Annotated in this window: 12 protein-coding genes; 8 read left to right on the top strand and 4 right to left on the bottom strand. The window is 74.3% G+C overall.

Going from position 1 to position 19757, the window contains the following annotated elements; all coding sequences use genetic code 11:
• Window positions 1–455 precede the first annotated feature (455 nt).
• The 8 genes from ABZ714_RS31650 (at window position 456) to ABZ714_RS31615 (ending at window position 11225) form a co-directional block, all read left to right on the top strand.
• The gene (locus ABZ714_RS31650) at window positions 456–1031 is read left to right on the top strand and encodes a hypothetical protein (RefSeq protein WP_358828796.1); all 576 of its coding nucleotides are present in this window, start codon (window positions 456–458) and stop codon (window positions 1029–1031) included.
• On the top strand, window positions 1028–1804 hold the full coding sequence (locus ABZ714_RS31645; RefSeq protein ID WP_358828795.1) for an ATP-binding cassette domain-containing protein: 777 nt from the start codon (window positions 1028–1030) through the stop codon (window positions 1802–1804). Before ABZ714_RS31650 ends, ABZ714_RS31645 begins: the two co-directional genes overlap by 4 nt.
• Before the next feature lie 218 nt (window positions 1805–2022).
• Entirely contained in the window at window positions 2023–3387 is a 1365-nt protein-coding gene (locus ABZ714_RS31640; RefSeq protein ID WP_358828794.1) for a hypothetical protein, read from the top strand.
• Window positions 3384–4055, top strand: a complete 672-nt coding sequence (locus tag ABZ714_RS31635; protein WP_358828793.1) for a hypothetical protein — start codon at window positions 3384–3386, stop codon at window positions 4053–4055. Before ABZ714_RS31640 ends, ABZ714_RS31635 begins: the two co-directional genes overlap by 4 nt.
• Window positions 4056–4310: 255 nt before the next feature.
• Entirely contained in the window at window positions 4311–5006 is a 696-nt protein-coding gene (locus ABZ714_RS31630) for a spermidine synthase (protein ID WP_358828792.1), read from the top strand.
• Between the two features lie 93 nt (window positions 5007–5099).
• Window positions 5100–5840 carry a response regulator transcription factor gene (locus ABZ714_RS31625; protein ID WP_358828791.1) on the top strand — a complete coding sequence of 247 codons (741 nt, stop codon included), beginning with the start codon at window positions 5100–5102 and terminating at the stop codon, window positions 5838–5840.
• Window positions 5837–7042 carry an ATP-binding protein gene (locus ABZ714_RS31620; protein ID WP_358828790.1) on the top strand — a complete coding sequence of 402 codons (1206 nt, stop codon included), beginning with the start codon at window positions 5837–5839 and terminating at the stop codon, window positions 7040–7042. The genes ABZ714_RS31625 and ABZ714_RS31620 overlap by 4 nt, the downstream gene beginning before the upstream one ends.
• A 343-nt stretch (window positions 7043–7385) precedes the next feature.
• On the top strand, window positions 7386–11225 hold the full coding sequence (locus ABZ714_RS31615) for a multifunctional oxoglutarate decarboxylase/oxoglutarate dehydrogenase thiamine pyrophosphate-binding subunit/dihydrolipoyllysine-residue succinyltransferase subunit (RefSeq protein ID WP_358828789.1): 3840 nt from the start codon (window positions 7386–7388) through the stop codon (window positions 11223–11225).
• A 726-nt stretch (window positions 11226–11951) separates the two neighbouring features.
• Here the strand turns inward: ABZ714_RS31615 and ABZ714_RS31610 are convergent.
• The 4 genes from ABZ714_RS31610 to ABZ714_RS31595 form a co-directional block, all read right to left on the bottom strand.
• Window positions 11952–15275, bottom strand: coding sequence for an SAV_2336 N-terminal domain-related protein (locus ABZ714_RS31610; protein ID WP_358828788.1), 3324 nt, complete (start codon window positions 15273–15275; stop codon window positions 11952–11954).
• 556 nt (window positions 15276–15831) lie between these two features.
• Window positions 15832–16845, bottom strand: a complete 1014-nt coding sequence (locus tag ABZ714_RS31605) for a MoxR family ATPase (RefSeq protein ID WP_358828787.1) — start codon at window positions 16843–16845, stop codon at window positions 15832–15834.
• A gap of 372 nt (window positions 16846–17217) precedes the next feature.
• Window positions 17218–19239, bottom strand: a complete 2022-nt coding sequence (locus ABZ714_RS31600) for a trypsin-like peptidase domain-containing protein (RefSeq protein ID WP_358828786.1) — start codon at window positions 19237–19239, stop codon at window positions 17218–17220.
• On the bottom strand, window positions 19236–19664 hold the full coding sequence (locus tag ABZ714_RS31595; RefSeq protein ID WP_358828785.1) for a CU044_2847 family protein: 429 nt from the start codon (window positions 19662–19664) through the stop codon (window positions 19236–19238). Before ABZ714_RS31595 ends, ABZ714_RS31600 begins: the two co-directional genes overlap by 4 nt.
• Window positions 19665–19757: the final 93 nt, after the last annotated feature.

Below are 19757 nucleotides of genomic sequence, written 5' to 3'. Positions count from 1 at the left end.
GGTTCAGCTCCTCGAAAGCTGATTCGGCGGAGCCCCGATGGACCGGCCCTAACCGGTCTGTCGGGGCGTTGTCACGCTCCGGCACCCCGGCCGTCCGGCCCACCGACACCGACGTCGCCGGGCTCCGTCCCGAAGAGCCGGGCGGACCGGTCCACGGGCCCGGCGCGGACATTCGTACGGCGGCCATGGCCGACCGCGCGGCAGAGGTACGCCCCGCCGAGGCCACCGACCGGGCGGCAGCGGCGGTGCCCGGACCTCCGGCCACCGCCGGCCGGGCGGCCGGGGCAGGGGCACGCCCCGGAGTGCCGGGCCTGCGGCCCCCCGGGGCCGTCGCGGACCCCGGCGCCACGGCCCACCGGCCGGGCTCCGGCGAAGGGGCGGCCGGCCGCCGTGCCGTCGGGGGGCGGCGCGGCGGGCGGTGGCGGTGGCAGCTCGCACGGGGGTTCGGGCCCGCCGTGGGAAAGGGGTGGTTCGGGGCGCTGCTCGCCGTGATCGCGACCGCCTTCACGCTCTCCTACGTGACCGGGTTCGACGCCGCCCGGCCCCTGCTGCTCGCGCTCGCGCCCGTACTGCCGCCCGCCGGGGTCGCCCTGTCGTACGGCCGGTACACCGACCCCCTGTACGAGATCGCCGCCGCGACGCCCTCCGGGGGGCTGCGGCTGCTGCTGACCCGGACCGCCGTCGTACTCGCGGTGAGCGTGACGCTGCTGACGGCCACGGGCGCCCTGCTGCCCGCCGACGGGGGCGCCCCCGGCGCGGCGGCCTGGCTGCTGCCCGGTCTGGCGCTGACCCTCGGCTCCCTCGTCCTCGGCAGCTGGACAGGGCTGCCGGTCGCCGCCGCCGTACTGGCGGGCGGCTGGCTGACCGCCGTTCTGCTGCCCGTGGCCGGTACCGAGGCCCGACCGCTCGACGACCGGCTCGCGCCACTGGTGAGCGCCGCCGCACAAGGCGGCTGGGCCGCCGCGGCCGTCCTCTGCGCCGGGCTGCTGGTACTGCGCCGTTCGTCCTTCGACCATCTGGAGAGAGTGTGAGCAACCATCCCGGCGCCGAGGTCGAGGCCCTGACCGTGCGCCATCGCCGTACGGTCGCCCTGCGCGCCGTCGACCTGGACTTCGATACCGGTGTCCACGGCCTGCTGGGCCCGAACGGCGCGGGCAAGACGTCCCTGATCCGGGTCCTGGCCACGGTCGCCGCCCCCGCCGACGGCCGGGTGGCGCTGCTGGGCCGGGACATCTCGGTCCGCCGCGACCGTACGGCGGTACGGCGGCGGCTCGGCTATCTGCCGCAGGAGTTCGGCTACTACCCCGGCTTCACGGTCCGCGAGTTCGTGGCGTACGTGGCCTGGCTGAAGGAGATGCCCGCCGAGCGGGTGCCCGACGCGGTGGAGTACGCGGTGGAGCGCGTCGGCCTCGCGGACCGGATCGACTCCCGGCTGAAGACCCTCTCCGGCGGGATGGTGCGCCGGGTGGGCATCGCCCAGGCCGTCGTCAACGAGCCCGAGCTGCTGCTCTTCGACGAGCCGACGGCCGGTCTCGACCCCGAGCAGCGGGTCGAGTTCCGGGCGCTGCTGCGGGAGCTGGGCCGGACCTCCACGGTGATCGTCTCCACCCATCTGGTGGAGGACGTGGCCGCCGCCTGCGGCCGGGTCACCGTCGTCGAGTCGGGCCGGGTCGCCTACCGGGGTACGCCGGACGAGCTGACGGCACTCGGCCGGGACGCCCCCGGGGAGGAGGGCAACGCCATCGAACGCGGCTATACGGCGGCCCTGCGCGCCCATCGCGCGGCGCTGAGCGCGCCCCGGTGACACCCGACCACCCGCCCCGGCGTCCGCGCCCCGCTCGACCGGCCCGATCCACCCGTCTCGTACGTCCCGTACGCCTCGTACGCCTCGGCCGGTCCGTACGGCCCGGCCGTCGGCCCCGGCGCCCGGCCCCGGTCCGGGACCACGCCCGACCGCCGGGCCATGCCGCCCGTACCCCCTCACCCGCGACTCGACCCCGACCTCATCCGGAGCGGAACCCCATGACGACTGCGGACACCCAGGCGCCGCCGCGCGCCGAACCTCCGAAGGACCCCGGCCGCCCGGGACCCCGGCTCCGGCGGGTCCACCCCCTCCGCGCCGAACTGCTGCGCGGGATCGGACCGTGGGCGGGCGCGGCCGTCGCACTCGTCATCGGGACCGTGCTGTACGAGAAGGCCGACCCGTTCACCGACTGGCAGACCCAGTGGTCGGAGGGGGCCGAGCTGCTGCGGTCGGGAACGGTGCTCTTCGGCGGCTCCGTCACCATCGCCGCGGGCTGCTGGCAGGGCGGCCGGGAACGGCGCCGCAAGACACTCGACCTCCGGGCGTCGGCGGCCCGGGGCCGGGTACGGCAGACCCTGGTCGCGGTCGCGCCCGTGGTGCTGTGGCCGATCGTGGCCCATTTCGCCGGGTTCCTGGCGGTGATCCTGGCGACGGCCCCCTACGCGAGCGCCGGTGGCCCGTACGTCGCCGTCGCCGTCGCCGACTCCGTCGCGGTCGCCGCCCTCGGCGTGATCGGGTTCGTCGTCGGCAGACTCGTCCCGTGGCGGGCCGCCCCACCGCTGCTCGGCGTCGGCTGCTGGCTCTTCCTGGTGTCGTACCAGGGCGACACCGGTGCGATCCAGCAGGGAATGTCCTGGCTCAACCCGGCGGACCAGAGCCCGTTCGACGGACTGAAGCCGGTCTGGTGGTACGCCCCCGTGTCCGTGCTGTGGACCGGCGGGCTCGCCGCGACCGTACTGCTCCTGTACGCGGCCCGGCGCCGGGCCGTCGTCATCGTCCCGCTCACCGCCGCCGTCCTCGGTGCGACGGTACTGGTCCAAACCGGGGACGGAGTATGGCGCACGGACCCGGCCACGACCCGGCTGATCTGCGACGACGGCTCGCCGCAGATTTGTATGGAGGCGCGCAACGGCGGACTGCGGAAACAGATCCGGGCCGCCTTGGGCGAGGTACACGACACGCTGCGGGGAGTGCCGGGCGCACCGGTCCGCTGGGTCGACATCGCCGACTCCCGGCTGAAGAAGGGTGAGGCCCAGCTCCCCAACCCGTCGATGGACGTACTCAGGGGGCGGCTGACGAACCCGGAGGCGTACGCCCGGTGGGCCGTGGACGGCATGCTGGGGAGCTGCGACACCAGGCTCTTCAAAGCCACCCGGGCCGAGTGGGCGCACGCGGCGGACATCGACTTCGCGATAGCCCAGTGGCTGACCCCGGACCCGGAACGGTGGCCCTGGGCAACACCCGCGTCCCGGGCCCACCTCACCCGGCTGGAAGCCAAGTCACCCGCCGACGCCCGCGACTACCTGGCCCGGCGGTTCGCGGTCGACGCGTGCACCGGACCCGGAAAGGTGCCCGCGCCATGACGACCCGCCGCCCCCGTCGCGTACCCGACCCTTCACGGGAGCCCGGGGCCGCACAAGTACCCGTACGGCGACGGGCGCTCTCACCCCTCGTGCTGTACGGCCGCTCGCGCGGGCTGCCCGGCACACTCGCCCTGGTCACGGTCGTCCTGCTGATCACCGCGTGGATGGCGCCCCGCCTCGTGTGGGAGAACGGATTCAAGGACCCGACCGCCCGGCTGCCGCTGATCACGCTGGCGCCGCTGGCCGTCGCCGCGGCCATCGCGACGGGCCTCCACACCCACAGCGCCGAACTGGACCGCACAGCGGCCCGGCCCTGGTGGCGGCCCCGGCTGCTGCACATCGCCGGGATGACCGGAGCCGCCGCCGCGGGCTTCGCCATGGCCGTCACCGGCAACCCCGAGTCCTACGGCTCCCCCGCGGCGATCCGCAATCTCCTCGGCGCCGTCGGCGTCACCCTGCTGACGGCGGCCCTCGCGGGCGCCGGAGCGAGCTGGCTGCCGATGGCTCTCTACTCGGCCGTCACGTTCTTCGTCCCGCAGCCGCCCGGGATATGGGGCTGGCTGAGCCGGCCCGGCTGGGAGCCCGGGGCATGGGCGACGGCGGTGACGCTGTTCGCGGCGGGAACCACGACATGGGCCCTACGGGGCTCCCGAAAGGGCGCCGCCTGACGGACGCCTCCCGCTGTGGGGTGCTTGGCTTCTCAGGCGCCTGGTGCCGGGGTTGCCTGTGCCGAGGCGGGGAACCCCACACCCGGCGCCCGAGGCGCGAGGCGCGAGCAACCCGTCTGGCACAGGCAACCCCCACTCCGGGGCCCGGGGACCAGGAACCCCACAGCGGGAGGCGTCTGGCTGGATTCGTTCGTACAGGTGGGGCGCGCGGGTGACCATGGCCCGGTCCGTCAGCCTGGTCGCACCGGAGGCCGTATGTCCGCACCCGTCACATTGGACCGCCGCGACGGCCCGTACGGCGAAGTCGTCCTGCGGCGACGGGGGGATCACCACGAGATCATCGCCAACGGCTGCTTCCTGATGGACACTTCGGACGGCCGCTCCGAGCGGCGGCTGATCGACGCGGCGTTCGAAACTCTGGCCGCCGGGTCGCGCCACGAGCCGGTGAGAATGTCCGAAAAGCGACCCGGCCTGCTGATCGGTGGCCTGGGCGTCGGTTTCTCTCTCGCCCATGCCGCGGCCGATGTCCGCTGGGGGCGGATCGCCGTGGTCGAACGGGAGGCGGCGATCGTCGACTGGCATCTGGCCGGACCGCTCGGAACCATCTCGGGCCCGGCGCTCGCCGACCCCCGGAGCGTGATCCTCCGCAGGGATCTGCTGGCCCATCTCCGCGATACCACCGACCGTTATGACGCCTTGTGTCTGGATATCGACAACGGTCCCGACTGGACTGTCACCGATGACAACTCCAGCCTCTACACCCCCGCCGGACTCGCCCTCTGCCGGGCCCGGTTGACCCCCGGCGGGGTGCTCGCGGTCTGGTCGGCGCAGCCCTCCGCGGCCTTTGAGGCGGCCTTGCGGAATGCCGGGTTCAACGGGGTAAGAACCGAAGAGATCCGGGTTGCCCGGGGCGTACCGGACGTGGTTCACCTCGCCGTTAGCCCTGCGTAGCCGGGACGCCGAAACAGCCTTTAGTCTGCTGAACCAACAACACCGATCGACAACGAAGCGTGAATCTCCCGAGAGCGCTTACAGGGGCGGGCGATGGAACAGACACAGACCACCACCCAGAACGGCGTCGCGGCCACACCGGGCGCGCAGCGGCGGGTGCTGGTCGTCGAGGACGACTCGACGATCGTGGACGCCATCGCCGCCCGGCTCAGGGCCGAGGGCTTCCTGGTCCAGACGGCGGCGGACGGCCCGGCGGCGGTCGACGCGGCCGATGCCTGGCAGCCGGATCTGATGGTCCTGGACGTGATGCTGCCCGGCTTCGACGGGCTGGAGGTGTGCCGCCGGGTGCAGGCGCAGCGACCGGTACCCGTGCTGATGCTCACGGCCCGTGACGACGAGACCGACATGCTGGTCGGTCTGGGCGTCGGCGCCGACGACTACATGACCAAGCCGTTCTCGATGCGCGAGCTGGCGGCCCGGGTGCATGTCCTGCTGCGCCGGGTGGAGCGGGCGGCGCTGGCGGCGGTCACTCCCCGGAGCGGGATCCTGCGGCTGGGCGAGCTGGAGATCGACCACGCCCAGCGGCGGGTCCGGGTCAGGGGCGAGGACGTCCATCTGACGCCGACCGAGTTCGATCTGCTGGTCTGTCTGGCCAACACCCCGAGGGCGGTGCTCTCCCGGGAGCAGTTGCTGGCGGAGGTGTGGGACTGGGCGGACGCGTCGGGGACGCGGACCGTGGACAGTCACATCAAGGCGCTGCGCCGGAAGATCGGCGCGGAGCGGATCCGTACGGTTCACGGCGTCGGCTACGCGCTGGAGACGCCCGCGCCATGAGGCGTGGCACCGGGAGAGGCGCGGGGCCGGGCACGGGTGCCGGGGCCGGAGCCGTACCCACGGCAGGGCCCGGCTCCGGTGCGGGCCCCGGGTCCGCGCGCCGCCCCGGCACCCCGGAGCAGCGCGCGGTCCGCCGCCGTGCGGTCCCCATCTCGATCAAGACCAAGCTGGGCTCGCTCGTCGTGGTCTCGGTCTTCATCACCACGGGGCTGTTGCTGGTCGCCCTGAAGACCTCCACCGAGCTGCGGTTCATCACCGTCTTCTCGATCATCGCGACCCTGTTGATCACCCAGTTCTTCGCCCATGGGCTGACCGCGCCGCTGGACGAGATGACCCGGGTGGCGAAGGGGATATCGCACGGCGATTACACCCGCCGGGTCCGGGGTGCCGACCGCCGGGACGAGCTGGGCGACCTGGCCTGCACGATCAACCGGATGGCGGACGATCTGGAGGCGGAGGACCGGCACCGCAAGGAGCTGGTGGCCAATGTCTCGCACGAGCTGCGGACCCCGATCGCGGCGCTGCGCGCGGTGCTGGAGAACGTGGTGGACGGGGTGTCGGCGGCCGATCCGGAGACCATGCGGACGGCGCTGACCCAGACCGAGCGGCTGGGCCGGCTGGTGGAGACGCTGCTGGATCTGTCCCGGCTCGACAACGGGGTCGTACCGCTGCGGGCGCACCGGTTCGAGGTGTGGCCGTATCTGTCGGGGGTGCTGAAGGAGGCGAATCTGGCGGGCGGGCCCCGCATGCTGGCCTCCGGGTCCGGGCGGCCCACCAGGACCGATGTCCATCTCCACCTCGATGTCTCGCCGCCGGAGCTGACGGCGTACGCGGACACCGAGCGGCTGCACCAGGTGGTGGCGAATCTGATCGACAACGCGGTCCGGCACTCGCCGCCGCACGGCCGGGTCACGGTCCTGGCCCGGCGCGGGCCGCACCCGGAGTCGCTGGAGCTGGAGATCGTCGACGAGGGGCCGGGCATTCCGGAGCAGGAGCGGCACCGGGTCTTCGAACGGTTCAACCGGGGTCAGGTGGCGGCGCCGCACGGCAAGGGCAGCGACGGCGGTACGGGGCTCGGGCTCGCCATCGCCCGCTGGGCGGTCGATCTGCACGGCGGGCGGATCGGCGTGGCCGAATCCACCCGGGGCTGCCGCATCCGGGTCACCCTTCCGGGAATTCCGGTCCACCGTCAGTTGACGTAGGGTTCGAATCGCCCGGTACCGGAGTGCGTGTATGTGACATGGGGCGAGCCATCTACCGGCCGCCGTCACCCGTCCGGACCGGCGCCGGAGGACGCTTCCCCGGACCCGGCGGGTCCTTCGGCCTCCCGACCGGCACGCCACCGGCCGGGGTTCGGCGTAGGCCCGGGGCAGGCCCGGCATGGGCAAACTGTGGTTGTTTCCCGCCATTCCTCGCAATGAAACCCGAGTTTCGATGTGACTTACGCGACGATGACGGGCCCGGCCTGCATCTGGGGCCTCAGGAGGCGTAGCCTTTATTTCCGCTGTCCATCACCTTGTGAAGCGGAAGAGGGCGGTTGCCGCCGTGTCGTCTCAGTCCCCCAGTAACGCCAGTTTTTCGGCCGACCAAGGCACCCCGGGCCAGGGCCCCGCGGCCGCCTTCGGTGCCAATGAGTGGCTCGTCGACGAGATCTACCAGCAGTACCTCCAGGATCGCGATTCGGTAGACCGCGCCTGGTGGGACTTCTTCGCCGACTACAAGCCGGGTGGGAAGAACACCACCGAGGCCCCGGCGGACGCCGCCGGTGCCGCCCCGGCCGCCACCGCTCCGGCACCGGCGTCGGTCCCCGCCCCCGCCGCCCAGCAGACGGCACCCGCCGCCCAGGCCACCCCGGCCGCCGCGGCTCCCGCCCCTGCCGCGGCCCCCGCTCCGGCCAAGCCCGCCGCCACGGCTCCGGCCCCGGCCGCCGCTCCGGCTCCGGCTCCGGCTCCGGCGGCGAAGCCCGCCACCGCCGCCAAGCCCGCGGCGAAGGCCGCCCCGGCGGCCGGCTCCGGCGAAGGCCCCGAGCTGATCACCCTGCGCGGCCCCTCCGCCGCGGTCGCGAAGAACATGAACGCGTCGCTGGAGGTGCCCACGGCCACGTCCGTGCGCGCGGTCCCGGTGAAGCTGCTCTTCGACAACCGCATCGTCATCAACAACCACCTCAAGCGCGCCCGGGGCGGGAAGGTCTCCTTCACCCACCTCATCGGCTACGCCATGGTGCAGGCCCTCAAGGCCATGCCGTCGATGAACTGGTCGTTCGCGGAGAAGGACGGCAAGCCGACCCTCGTCAAGCCGGAGCACGTCAACTTCGGTCTCGCCATCGACCTGGTGAAGCCCAACGGCGACCGCCAGCTCGTGGTCGCGGCCATCAAGAAGGCCGAGACCCTCGACTTCTTCGAGTTCTGGCAGGCGTACGAGGACATCGTCCGCCGGGCCCGCAGCAACAAGCTGACGATGGACGACTTCACCGGCGTCACCGTCTCCCTCACCAACCCCGGCGGCCTCGGCACGGTCCACTCCGTGCCCCGGCTGATGCCCGGCCAGTCGGTGATCATGGGCGTCGGTTCCATGGACTACCCCGCCGAGTTCCAGGGCACCTCCCAGGACACCCTGAACAAGCTGGGCATCGCCAAGGTCATGACGCTGACCTCGACCTACGACCACCGGGTCATCCAGGGCGCGGCGTCCGGCGAGTTCCTGCGCGTCGTGGCGAACTTCCTGCTCGGCGAGGACGGCTTCTACGACGGCATCTTCGAGGCGCTGCGGATCCCCTACGAGCCGGTGCGCTGGCTCAAGGACATCGACGCCTCCCACGACGACGACGTCACCAAGGCCGCCCGGGTCTTCGAGCTGATCCACTCCTACCGGGTCCGGGGCCATGTCATGGCCGACACCGACCCGCTGGAGTACCGCCAGCGCAAGCACCCCGACCTCGACATCACCGAGCACGGGCTGACCCTCTGGGACCTGGAGCGGGAGTTCGCCGTCGGCGGCTTCGCGGGCAAGACCCTGATGAAGCTCCGGGACGTCCTCGGCGTGCTCCGCGACTCGTACTGCCGCACCACCGGCATCGAGTTCATGCACATCCAGGACCCCAAGCAGCGCAAGTGGATCCAGGACCGGGTGGAGCGCCCGCACTCCAAGCCGGAGCGCGAGGAGCAGCTGCGGATCCTGCGCCGGCTGAACGCCGCCGAGGCGTTCGAGACCTTCCTCCAGACGAAGTACGTCGGGCAGAAGCGGTTCTCCCTGGAGGGCGGCGAGTCCGTCATCCCGCTGCTGGACGCGGTCATCGACTCCGCCGCCGAGGCCCGCCTCGACGAGGTCGTCATCGGCATGGCCCACCGCGGCCGGCTCAACGTCCTCGCCAACATCGTGGGCAAGTCGTACGCCCAGATCTTCCGCGAGTTCGAGGGCAACCTCGACCCGAAGTCGATGCACGGCTCCGGCGACGTCAAGTACCACCTGGGCGCCGAGGGCACCTTCACCGGCCTCGACGGCGAGCAGATCAAGGTCTCCCTGGTCGCCAACCCCTCCCACCTGGAGGCCGTCGACCCGGTCCTCGAAGGCGTCGCCCGCGCCAAGCAGGACGTCATCAACAAGGGCGGCACCGACTTCACCGTGCTCCCCGTCGCCCTCCACGGCGACGCGGCCTTCGCGGGCCAGGGCGTGGTCGCCGAGACGCTGAACATGTCCCAGCTGCGGGGCTACCGCACCGGCGGCACCGTCCACGTCGTCATCAACAACCAGGTCGGCTTCACCGCCGCGCCGGAGTCCTCGCGCTCCTCGATGTACGCGACCGACGTCGCCCGGATGATCGAGGCGCCGATCTTCCACGTCAACGGGGACGACCCCGAGGCGTGCGTCCGGGTCGCCCGGCTGGCGTTCGAGTTCCGTCAGACGTTCAACAAGGACGTCGTGATCGACCTCATCTGCTACCGCCGCCGCGGCCACAACGAGGGCGACAACCCGCAGTTCACCAACCCGCAGATGGTCGCCCTGATCGACAAGAAGCGCTCGGTGCGCAAGCTCTACACCGAGTCCCTGATCGGCCGCGGCGACATCACCCTCGAAGAGGCCGAGCAGGCGCTCCAGGACTTCCAGGGCCAGCTGGAGAAGGTCTTCGCCGAAGTCCGCGAGGCCACCAGCCACCCGGCCCCGGCGCACGTCCCCGACCCGCAGGCCGAGTTCCCGGTCGCCGTGACCACCGCGATCTCCCAGGAGGTCGTCAAGCGGATCGCCGAGTCCCAGGTCAACATCCCGGACAACATCACCGTCCACCCGCGGCTGCTGCCGCAGCTCCAGCGCCGGGCCGCCTCCGTCGAGGACGGCACCATCGACTGGGGCATGGGCGAGACCCTGGCCATCGGCTCCCTGCTGATGGAGGGCACCCCGGTCCGGCTCTCCGGCCAGGACACCCGGCGCGGCACCTTCGGCCAGCGCCACGCCGTCCTGGTCGACCAGGAGACCAACGAGGACTACACCCCGCTGCTCTACCTGACCGACGAGCAGGCCCGCTACAACGTCTACGACTCCCTGCTCAGCGAGTACGCGGCGATGGGCTTCGAGTACGGCTACTCGCTGGCCCGGCCCGAGTCGCTGGTCATGTGGGAGGCCCAGTTCGGCGACTTCGTCAACGGCGCGCAGACCGTCGTCGACGAGTTCATCTCCTCCGCCGAACAGAAGTGGGGCCAGACCTCCGGCGTCACCCTGCTGCTGCCGCACGGCTACGAGGGCCAGGGCCCGGACCACTCGTCCGCCCGCCCCGAGCGCTTCCTCCAGATGTGCGCGCAGAACAACATGACGGTCGCCATGCCGACGCTGCCGTCGAACTACTTCCATCTGCTCCGGTGGCAGGTGCACAACCCGCACCACAAGCCGCTGATCGTCTTCACCCCGAAGTCGATGCTGCGCCTCAAGGCCGCGCAGTCCAAGACGGAGGAGTTCCTCAACGGCGGGTTCCGCCCGGTCATCGGCGACGAGTCCGTCGACCCGACGGCCGTCCGCAAGGTCGTCTTCACCTCCGGCAAGGTCTACTACGACCTCGACGCGGAGCGGAAGAAGCGGGGCGTCACGGACACCGCGATCATCCGGCTGGAGCGGCTCTACCCGCTGCCGGGCGCCGAACTCCAGGCCGAGATCGCGAAGTTCCCCAACGCCGAGAAGTACCTGTGGGCCCAGGAGGAGCCGGCGAACCAGGGGGCGTGGCCGTTCATCGCGCTCAACCTGATCGACCACCTCGACCTGGCCGTCGGCGCGGACATCCCGCACGGGGAGCGGCTGCGGCGGATCTCCCGCCCGCACGGCTCCTCACCGGCGGTGGGCTCGGCGAAGCGGCACCAGGCGGAGCAGGCGCAGCTGGTCGAAGAGGTCTTCGACGCGTAGTCGCCTCCCGCTGCGGGTAACTCGGGGCCCGGGCGCCTCCCCTTTTGGGGAGCCGCCCGGGCCCTTCCCGTTCCCCGGGCCCGGCGGCCCCACCCCGACTATCCGGGCCGCGCCCGGCGGCCCGGTGCTGTTCACGGTCCGCAGACCGTGATGGGTTGCTCGCGCGGTTCCGCCCCCTCTGCCTTCGGCATGGGGGGGACCCCAGCGCCTTGGCTCCTCAGAGCACCGCCCGGAACTACCCGGGCCGCGCCCAGCGACTGACTCTTGTTCGCGGCCTGCGGGCCGTCGGTGGCTGTTCGCGCAGTTCCCCGCGCCCCTGACCACCTCCCCCGAGCCGCCCTCGGGAAGGTGGCGCCCTCCGGGCAGGGACAGTGCTTCCTCCGGAAGAGTTTCGACCGCGGCCCGTCTGCGGCCGGTCGCGCAGTTCCCCCGCACGCCTGGTTGCCCTCCTCACCGCCCTCGCAAAGAGGCAGGCCCCTCTTCAACAGGGCCGGGGCTCTTGATGGCCGGGTCGGGGAGAGCGTTTAGGGGCGCGGGGAACTGCGCGACCGGCCACAGGCGGGCCGCAGGCGCGACTGATACACCAGCCCGGCGGCGGGTGGCGTGGGCCTCACCCGGAGGGCCAAGGCGCTGGGGGTCCCCCATGCCGAAGGCAGAGGGGGCGGAACCGCGCGACAAGCCACCGGCCGGGCGGGACGCGCCCCGCCCGGGGAGGGACGACCGCCGTCAGGGGAGGAGGGGGCGGAGGGCCGAGGGAGCCTCCGAGGTCGGGGGGAGGCGGCGGAGGCGGGTGCGTTCCGCCGCCTCCAGGCGGCGTACCAGCTCCGGCGACACCCCCGCCGCCCGCTCCCGGTGCGCGACGGCGTCCCCCAGCCGGACCTCGAACCCGGACCAGGATCCGGAGCCGTGCGCGAGGAACGCGACCGCGAGCGCCCGGTTCCAGCAGGCTCCGGCCACCAGGCCGGGGTCCGTGGCGGTGCGGGCGGCCTCGCCGAGGGACCAGTCCGCTTCGTGGAGGTCGGCGGGTGTCCCGTCGGCCCGGAAGCGTTCGAGGTGGGCGTGGCCGAGGAGGGCCCGGCGGGCGGGGAGCGCCGGGTCACCGGCCGGGGTCCGGTCGACGGCGCCGCGGAGATGCCGTACGGCGGTCCGGACGTCCGCGGGCTCCGACTTGTCGACGCCGCGTTCGACGAGCCGCCGCCCGAGGGAGGTGAGGACCCCGGCCCGGCCGGGGTCGTGCCGGGGCAGCAGCGGCAGGGCCTCGGTGAACGCGGCGATCACGGAGTCGCGGTGCGCCCAGCTGCCGCCGGCCTCGTACCGCTCGTCCAGCAGCCCGGCCATCCGCAGCAGGATGTCCGCTTCGGCGGTCTCGTCGCGGTCGGCGATCCGGCGGGCCTGGTCGAGGGCCTGGTCGAGGGCTTGGAGGATCCGGAGCCTGGCGTCGTCGTCGAGGCGTTCGTACGTCAGCCCGACGGCGTCGGCGTACTCCAGCCAGATCCGGACGAGCGCCCGCGCGTCCGCCGGGGAAGTACCACCGCCACCGCTGGTCGCGTCGATCCCGGCGAGCAGCCCGTCCGCGGCGCGTGCGGCGTGCGTACGGGACGCGGCGGGGTCGGGCCGCGCGGCGGGGACGGGTCCCCGGCCCCGGTGGTGGCGGGCGAGTTCGAGGAGGAGCCCGCCCCGGAGCAGGTGGGCGTCGCGGCGGGCGGCAGCGGCGGGGTCCCGGCCGAGGTCGGAGTCGGGGTGCGCGGCGGTGTCGAGTCCGGTGAGGGTTTCGTCGCAGTAGGCGTCGACGACGGAGACGGCCGTTCCGAGGGTGGTGGTGAACCAGTCGGCGGGGCCGCCCGGCCCGTAGGCCGCTCCGGTGACGGCGAGCCGTCGCAGGACCCGGGCGCGCAGCGGGGTGGCCTGGTCGCGGAGGGCGGGGTCCCAGCGGGCGGGGCCTTCGGTGAGTTCGGCGACGCCGGTGTCGGCGGCGGTGAGGAGGACGGTCGCGGTGAGGGCGGGTTCGGGCCCGCCACCGGGGCCGAAGGGACCGCCGGGGGCCTCGCCGCCGAGCGCGGCGGACCGTACGGCCACCCATTCGGGGAGGAGCTTGGCGCTGAGGCGGCCCGCGACGACCTCGTCCGCCATGATCTCCAGCACCCGGGCGAGGGTGAGGTGCCCGTCGAGGGCGTCGGTGAGGGCGTTCTGCGCGGCGTCGAGCGCCTCCGGCAGGTCTTCCGGTACGGGCCGCAGATACCACCGTCTGAGCAGGGCTTCGGCGAGTTCGCCGGAGAGCGCGGCACGCCGGGCGGGGCGCCGTTCGGCGTGGGTGGCGGAGCCGAGGAGCCGGATGGCGGTGTCGAGTTCGCGTACGGTGCCGTACTCGCCGAAGTGGTCGAGGCAGGCGCGGGCCCGGGCGGCGAGCCCGTCGGGTCCTTCGGTGGTCCCGGTCCGGTCTCCGGGGGGTGTCGCGGTGGGCGGGGGTCCGCCGAGCCGCCGCAGTACCTGGGTGGAGACCTGGGCGAAGGCCCACAGCCTGGGCTGGTCGGCACCGGAGCCGGGACCCGGACCGGAGCCGAGGCCGGAGCCAGGACGGTGACCGAGCGCCGGTACGGCGGTACGGGCCTCGGCGGGGTCGACGGCGCCGGAGAGGAAGGCCGCGGCGGTGGCGGGGAAGTTGCGGACGCTCCGCCCGTACCGCGACTCGACGTAGTCGGAGCAGTGTTCGAGGACGAGGGCGGCGGTTCCGGCGCCGAGCCGGCCGAGGAGTTCCTCCCGTACGCCGTCGAGGAAGGCGTAGCCGGGCCCGTCGGCCGGGTCGCGGGCCGCCCCGGCGGGTGTCGCGTCGGCGGTGGTCCGGTCGTCGCGCCGGAGCAGCCCGCTGAGGAGGACCTCGGCGAGGACGTCGGGCCCGGTGCGGTGCAGCATGGCGCGCTGGACGAGCCGCATGACGGGCAGGACGAGCGGTACGGCGGAGAGGTAGACGGCGAGTCGCGCGGCGGCGGGCGAGGCGGTGCGGCGGAAGTCCCGGACGCGCCGGGCCGGGTCGATCCGGCGTTCGGCGCGGGGCCGGGCGGCGGTGGGCGGATGGTCGGCGGTGACGGTCGCGGCGGCGGCGTCGAGGGACTGTCCGGTGGCGCCCGCGACGAGCCGGGCCCAGGCGTCGAAGGAGGACCGGCGGGGGGCGAGGACGGGAACGGGGATCCCGGCGGCCGGGGTGTCGGTGCCGCGCGGGACGAACTCCAGCCGTCCGGCCGGTCCTTCGCGCCGTCGCAGCAGTCCGGGGCGGGCGGGCAGATGGGTCCGTCCCCACATGCGCTGCGGCAGCGGCTGGACGACGCAGACGGGCGCGGTGGCGGCCCAGGTGTGCAGCAGCCGCTGCATCCGGCCGCCGCGCCACAGGGGTCCGGCGCAGTCGCTGAGGACGACGGTGAGGCGGTGTCCGGTGGGGTCGGCGAGATGGGTGGGGAGGGGGTCGTCCGCGCCGATCCGGTGGACGGTGACTTCGCGGAAGGCTCCGGCGCGCTCGCAGATCCGGCGCAGTTCGTCGAGGGCGCCGGACCAGACGACGTTGGAGCTGGACTCGTCCATGACGAGGGCGATCCGGGCCTCCCGGCGGCGGACGGCGGCCAGGACGGGGACGACGATCCCGGTGTCGGCGGCCCGGTCGGCGGTGGCGATCTCGTCGAGTTCGCGGTGGACGGCGCGGACGGGCGGCCGGTAGCGCTGGAGCGGGCGCAGGGCCCGTTCGAGGGCGGGGGCGTCCGGCAGGGCGGCGGGGGCGGGCACGGACACGGTCCGGGTCCGGCCGTCGGCGGTGATCCCGTACGCGGCCTCGGCCTGGGCGGGCCCGTACAGCCCGATCCGCCCCGCACCCGGCCGGGGCTCGGCGGTCCCGGCGGCCGGGTCCCGGGGCGGCCCCGGTTCCTCGGCCCGCGGCGGGCCGGGCTGTACGGGCCCGGCTCCGTCCGCCGCTACGGCCCCGGGCGCGGTGCCCGGCACGTACGCGGCGAGCCACAGGGCGTCGGCCAGCTCCTCGGCGGAGGGCCTCGCCCCGGCCTCCCGCAACCGCGCGACCAGGGCGACCAGGGCATCCCGGGCCGGGCCGGACGGGCCGGTTTCGTGTCCGCCGCCCCGGGAACCCGGCCCGTGCCCCTCGCCGGTGCCGGGCCCGACCGCTTCCGGTACGACGCTCCCGGACCCGCCGGGCGGGGTCTCCCCCGGCGGCGGGCGCCCGTCCCGTACGCCGGACGGTCCCGGTACGCGCTCCTCCCCGGCACCGGCCGACGCGGCGCCCGTGTCCTCCGTCCCGGACGTCCCCGGCCGCCGACCACCGCGCCCGCCCGGCGATACCTCCCCGAACGGCGTCGGCGGGCGCCCGGACCCCGCGTCCGGGAGATCCGGCCCCGTGGCCGCCCCGGAGGGCTCGCCGCCCCGCACAGCCGACGGTCCCGCCGGGCTCTCCCCGGGCGGCGGTGGCACACGCCCGTGCCGGGCGCCCCGCGCCATGGGCATCCCGTCCGGCGGGGCGTACGGGCCCGGCGGCGGCTCCGGCGGCTCCGGCGGGCCGCTCGTCGGCGGTGTGGGGCGGTCGGGGCGCCGGGCGCGGTCGGCGGGCACGGGGTCACCGCTGCCGGGTGTCGAGCGGGCGCATCAGCAGGGCGGCGATCTCCTCCCGGCGCGCGGGGTCGGAACGTACCGCGGCCTGGGAGAGGTAGATCGCGTTCAGCAGTTGGTCCGTGGGGCGCAGCTCCCCGTCGCCGTCCTCGCGGGTGAACCGGGCGATCAGGTCGAGGTGCCGTTCGTCGGCCCCGGCGCCGAAGTGGGCCCGGACCATGGACGCGAGGCGTTCGTCGCGCGGCGGGTCGAGGTGGAGCCGGACGCAGCGCCGCAGCAGGGGTGCGGGGAAGTCGCGCTCCCCGTTGCTGGTCATGACGATGACCGGGAAGGCCCGGCAGCGGACCCGGCCGCCGCGCACCGGCACCCGGCGGCCGTCGTCGGTGAGGACCCGGACCTCCTCGTGGCCGGGCCGGTCCGCGGCGCGTTCCAGTTCGGGCAGGGTGAACTCGCCCTCCTCCAGGACGATCAGCAGATCGTTGGGGAGGTCGATATCGCTCTTGTCGAGTTCGTCGACGAGCAGCACCCTGGGCCGTTCGGCGGGCAGCAGGGCCGTACCGAGCGGGCCGAGTCTGATGTACGCGCCGATCGACTCGGGGGTACGGGGTTCCCGTTCGGCGAGCTGGGCGTCCTGGAGGCGGCCGATGGCGTCGTAGGTGTACAGCCCGTCGCGGAGTTCGGTCCGGCTGACGACGGGCCACTGGAGCACCCGGCCGAGGCCGAGTTCATGGGCGATGGCGTGGGCGAGGGTCGACTTGCCGGAGCCGGGTTCGCCGGTGACCAGCAGGGGGCGGCGGAGATAGAGCGCGGCGTTGATGAGGCGCAGGGCCTCGGCGTCATGGGCCGGGGGCGCGCCGACCCGGGTGCCGAGCCGCCGGGTGGAGGAGCTGTCGACGGGCGGCGCGGGGTCGGGCAGCGGCTCGCCGGTGAAGGCGCGCCACGGCGGGGGCGGTGGGAGCCGCCGGATCCGGTCGGGGTCCGGCGCCCCGACACCGCGGTAGATCAGCCAGTCGTCGTCCATCGCTCGCTCCTTGTCGGCGGCCGGGGACCGGTGGCGGGCAACGTGGGGTGTATTCCCTGCTCCGGGCCGTCCCATGACCGCGGGCCGGGTCTTGTCCGAGGTCTCCTCATGAGGAGTCGCCCCGTCCGGGTCGGCCGGGGGCGTTCCGGCCGTGGTCAGGGCAGGTGTGGGGCTCCCTGTGCCGCACGACGTCGATTTCCGGACGTTCTCCGGATGTCGTCATCCCGGTTCTCCCCTCGGTGCCCGGTCGGCCGGTCCCGGGCACGCCGCTCGTCCCCGGCCGCCCGTCGGAGCGGACGGTCGGGGCCGTGGCGGTCGCGGACCGGCGCTACCGCTGTGGCGGTCGTCGTGGCCACGGCTCCACCGGGGCACTCAGGGCGAGTCGACGGGCCCTTCGCCGTCCGCCGGAAGGGGTCGGCGCGGATCGTCGTAGAGCAGGGCGACGCCCTCCGCCCAGTGGCCGCTGTTCCGGCTGCCGCTGATGTCGTCCCTGATCCGGCGGAGCCGGTCCGGGAGTTCATCGGCCCCACCGGCCGCCGAGAGCATCAGTTCGGCGCCCCGGTGGACCTCGTCGCAGAAGTCGCCGCAGCCGGTGTCGGGGTGGATGTCGGTATGCCAGAGGGCCACGCCGTGGCCCGCGGCCAGCGCCATTCCCATCGTCCGGCGCCCGGCGCCGCTGCCCGCCGGACGGCACAGGACGGGGATCCCGGCGGGCGCCATCTCGACCAGTTGGCGGACCCGGGGGACCTGGCGCGGGGGCGGCGTACGGCAGGCGGTGAGCTTGGCGGCGGCCGACAGGCGGTGCCAGCGCTCGCACCAGACGGGGTCCGGTTCGCCTCGTCTGGTGATATCCCGCAGCACCACCGACCGGCGTACCCCGACATACGCCGGATGGTGGAGCCGGGCCATCTCGGTGAGCTGCCAGCGGTGTACGGCGGTGTCGAAGTGGTCGGCGGGCAGGGCCACTTCCAGCGGGGCGGGCGCACCGGGCACGTCGAGTGCGGCGAAGACCTCGGCGAGGGGGCCGCGCAGCTCCGCCACGAGCCGTTCGGGCGGTACGCCGTCGCCGGTCTGCTCCTCGTGCAGCGGTTCGTCGAGTTCCTGGCCGTCGTCGGCCCTGATCCGCCAGTAGAAGCGGGGGGTGGGGGCGTCGGCGACGGGCTCCAGTTCGACGACCACGACGGCCCGGCCGTCGCCGGGGAGCGGATGGCGCAGCACGATCCGGTGGTCGGCGCCGCCGCCGTCCCGGGCCCCGGGCGCGCCGCCGGGGCCCGCCGGGTGGAGCAGCCCCGGCGGCAGGGTGGCCTGGGTGACGACGGTGTGCACGATCCGGGGTACGTCGTCGAGCCGCCGGGCGACCCAGTCGGTGAGGGCCGCCGGATCGCCGCCCCGGGCGCGTTCGTACTCGGCGACGAGCTGGAGATAGTGCAGGGCGGCGATCGCGGCGGCTGGCTGTCCGGCCTCGTAGAGCAGTCCGTGGCCGTCGCGCCAGGTGTGCGGCGGCAGTTGGCCGGGCGGCGCGGCCACCCCGCCCCGGGCCTTCCGCGCCAGCTCCACGACGGGCCTGATGCCGTCCGGCGGATGGACGGCGGCGAGCCGGGCGAGGGCCTCCCGGCGGTCGCGGGGTCCCCACAGATCCCCGCCGGTCCGCACCCCGGCACCGGGGAGCCGGTGCTGGCGCTCGATCCAGTTGTGGCCGGTGATCTTCGGCGACCGGCCGTGCCAGCGGTCGTGCGCCGAGGTCAGCGCCTGGTAGTCGGCGCCGAAGCGGCGGAGCGCGGTGACCGCGATCGCCGTACCGCCGTCCCGCCCGGCGCGCCGCGACTTGAGTACGCCGACGACCGCGCCGGTGTACGCGTCCAGTACGGGCGATCCGGAGCCGCCCCTGGGGAACTCGGCCTCGGGCCGGATCCGCAGGCCGTACGCGTCGTCGAAGCCGTTGATCCGGGCGGTCGCCTTCCACGGCACGGCCCGGGCCGGGCGGTCGTCCTCGCCGGGCCGGTAGCCCTGGACGACACCCGGGCCGCCGGGATAGTCGGTACGGTCCGTCAGCCAGACGCACTCGTGCTCGGCGTCCCGGTCCAGCAGCCGCAGCAGGGCGAGGTCCCGCTCCAGGGGAACCTTGTGCTCGGGCAGCGGGCCGCTGTCCAGGAGCCAGCGGTGGAGCCGGGCCTCCAGCGGCTCGCCGCCGTTCAGCTCGGGCCCGGCGACCACGACGGGCCGTGCGAGGTCCCCCCGCAGATGGGGTGCGAGGACATGCGCGCAGGTGAGGACGAGACCGGGGGCGACGAAGAAACCGGTGCCCCACAGAGGGGCCGGATGGGTGCCCCCGATGTGGACGGTCGCGGCGCGCAGCAGCGCGTCGATGACGGGATCGGACTCGGCGGGCGTCACGCGGGCGCCGTCCCGCCGTCACCGCCCGGGGCGGGGGGCGGGGTACCGGGGGCCTCCGGCGGGCCCGTCGGCCGGTCGGTCCGCCGGCCGGTCGGCTGGTCCTTGAGGTGCCAGACCAGGGTGACCTGTATTGATGTTTTGCTCTCCCCGGAGGCGAGGACCGCCAGCGCCGCCCCCGACTTCGCCGTCAGCTCCACCCCGAAGGTGACACTGGCCTCGTCGGGCCCGGCCGCCGCCGCGGCGCTCAGTACGGACGCCCCGACCTCGGTGATCAGCCGCTGGAGCCGCTCCACCTTGGCCGTGGCGTTCGCGACGAAGCCGACGTCCTCGTCGTCGTCCCCGTAGCCGCTGCCCTCCGCGGCGGTCAGCCGGGCGAGCACGACGGCTCCCCCGGGCAGTTCGATCTGCTGCACACGTCCGTTCACCGAATCCCCCGATCTGGGCGGCGGCCCGGGGCGGTACCGCGCCGCCCGGGTGGTGCGACCACGGCGACGACCGGCATACCCCGTCCGGTTGCG

It is taken from the genome of Streptomyces sp. NPDC006798, from assembly GCF_040635975.1.
Classification (GTDB): Bacteria; Actinomycetota; Actinomycetes; order Streptomycetales; family Streptomycetaceae; genus Streptomyces.
The sequence above is the reverse complement of the archived record's forward strand: the minus strand, read 5'-3'. Positions and strand labels throughout refer to the sequence as shown.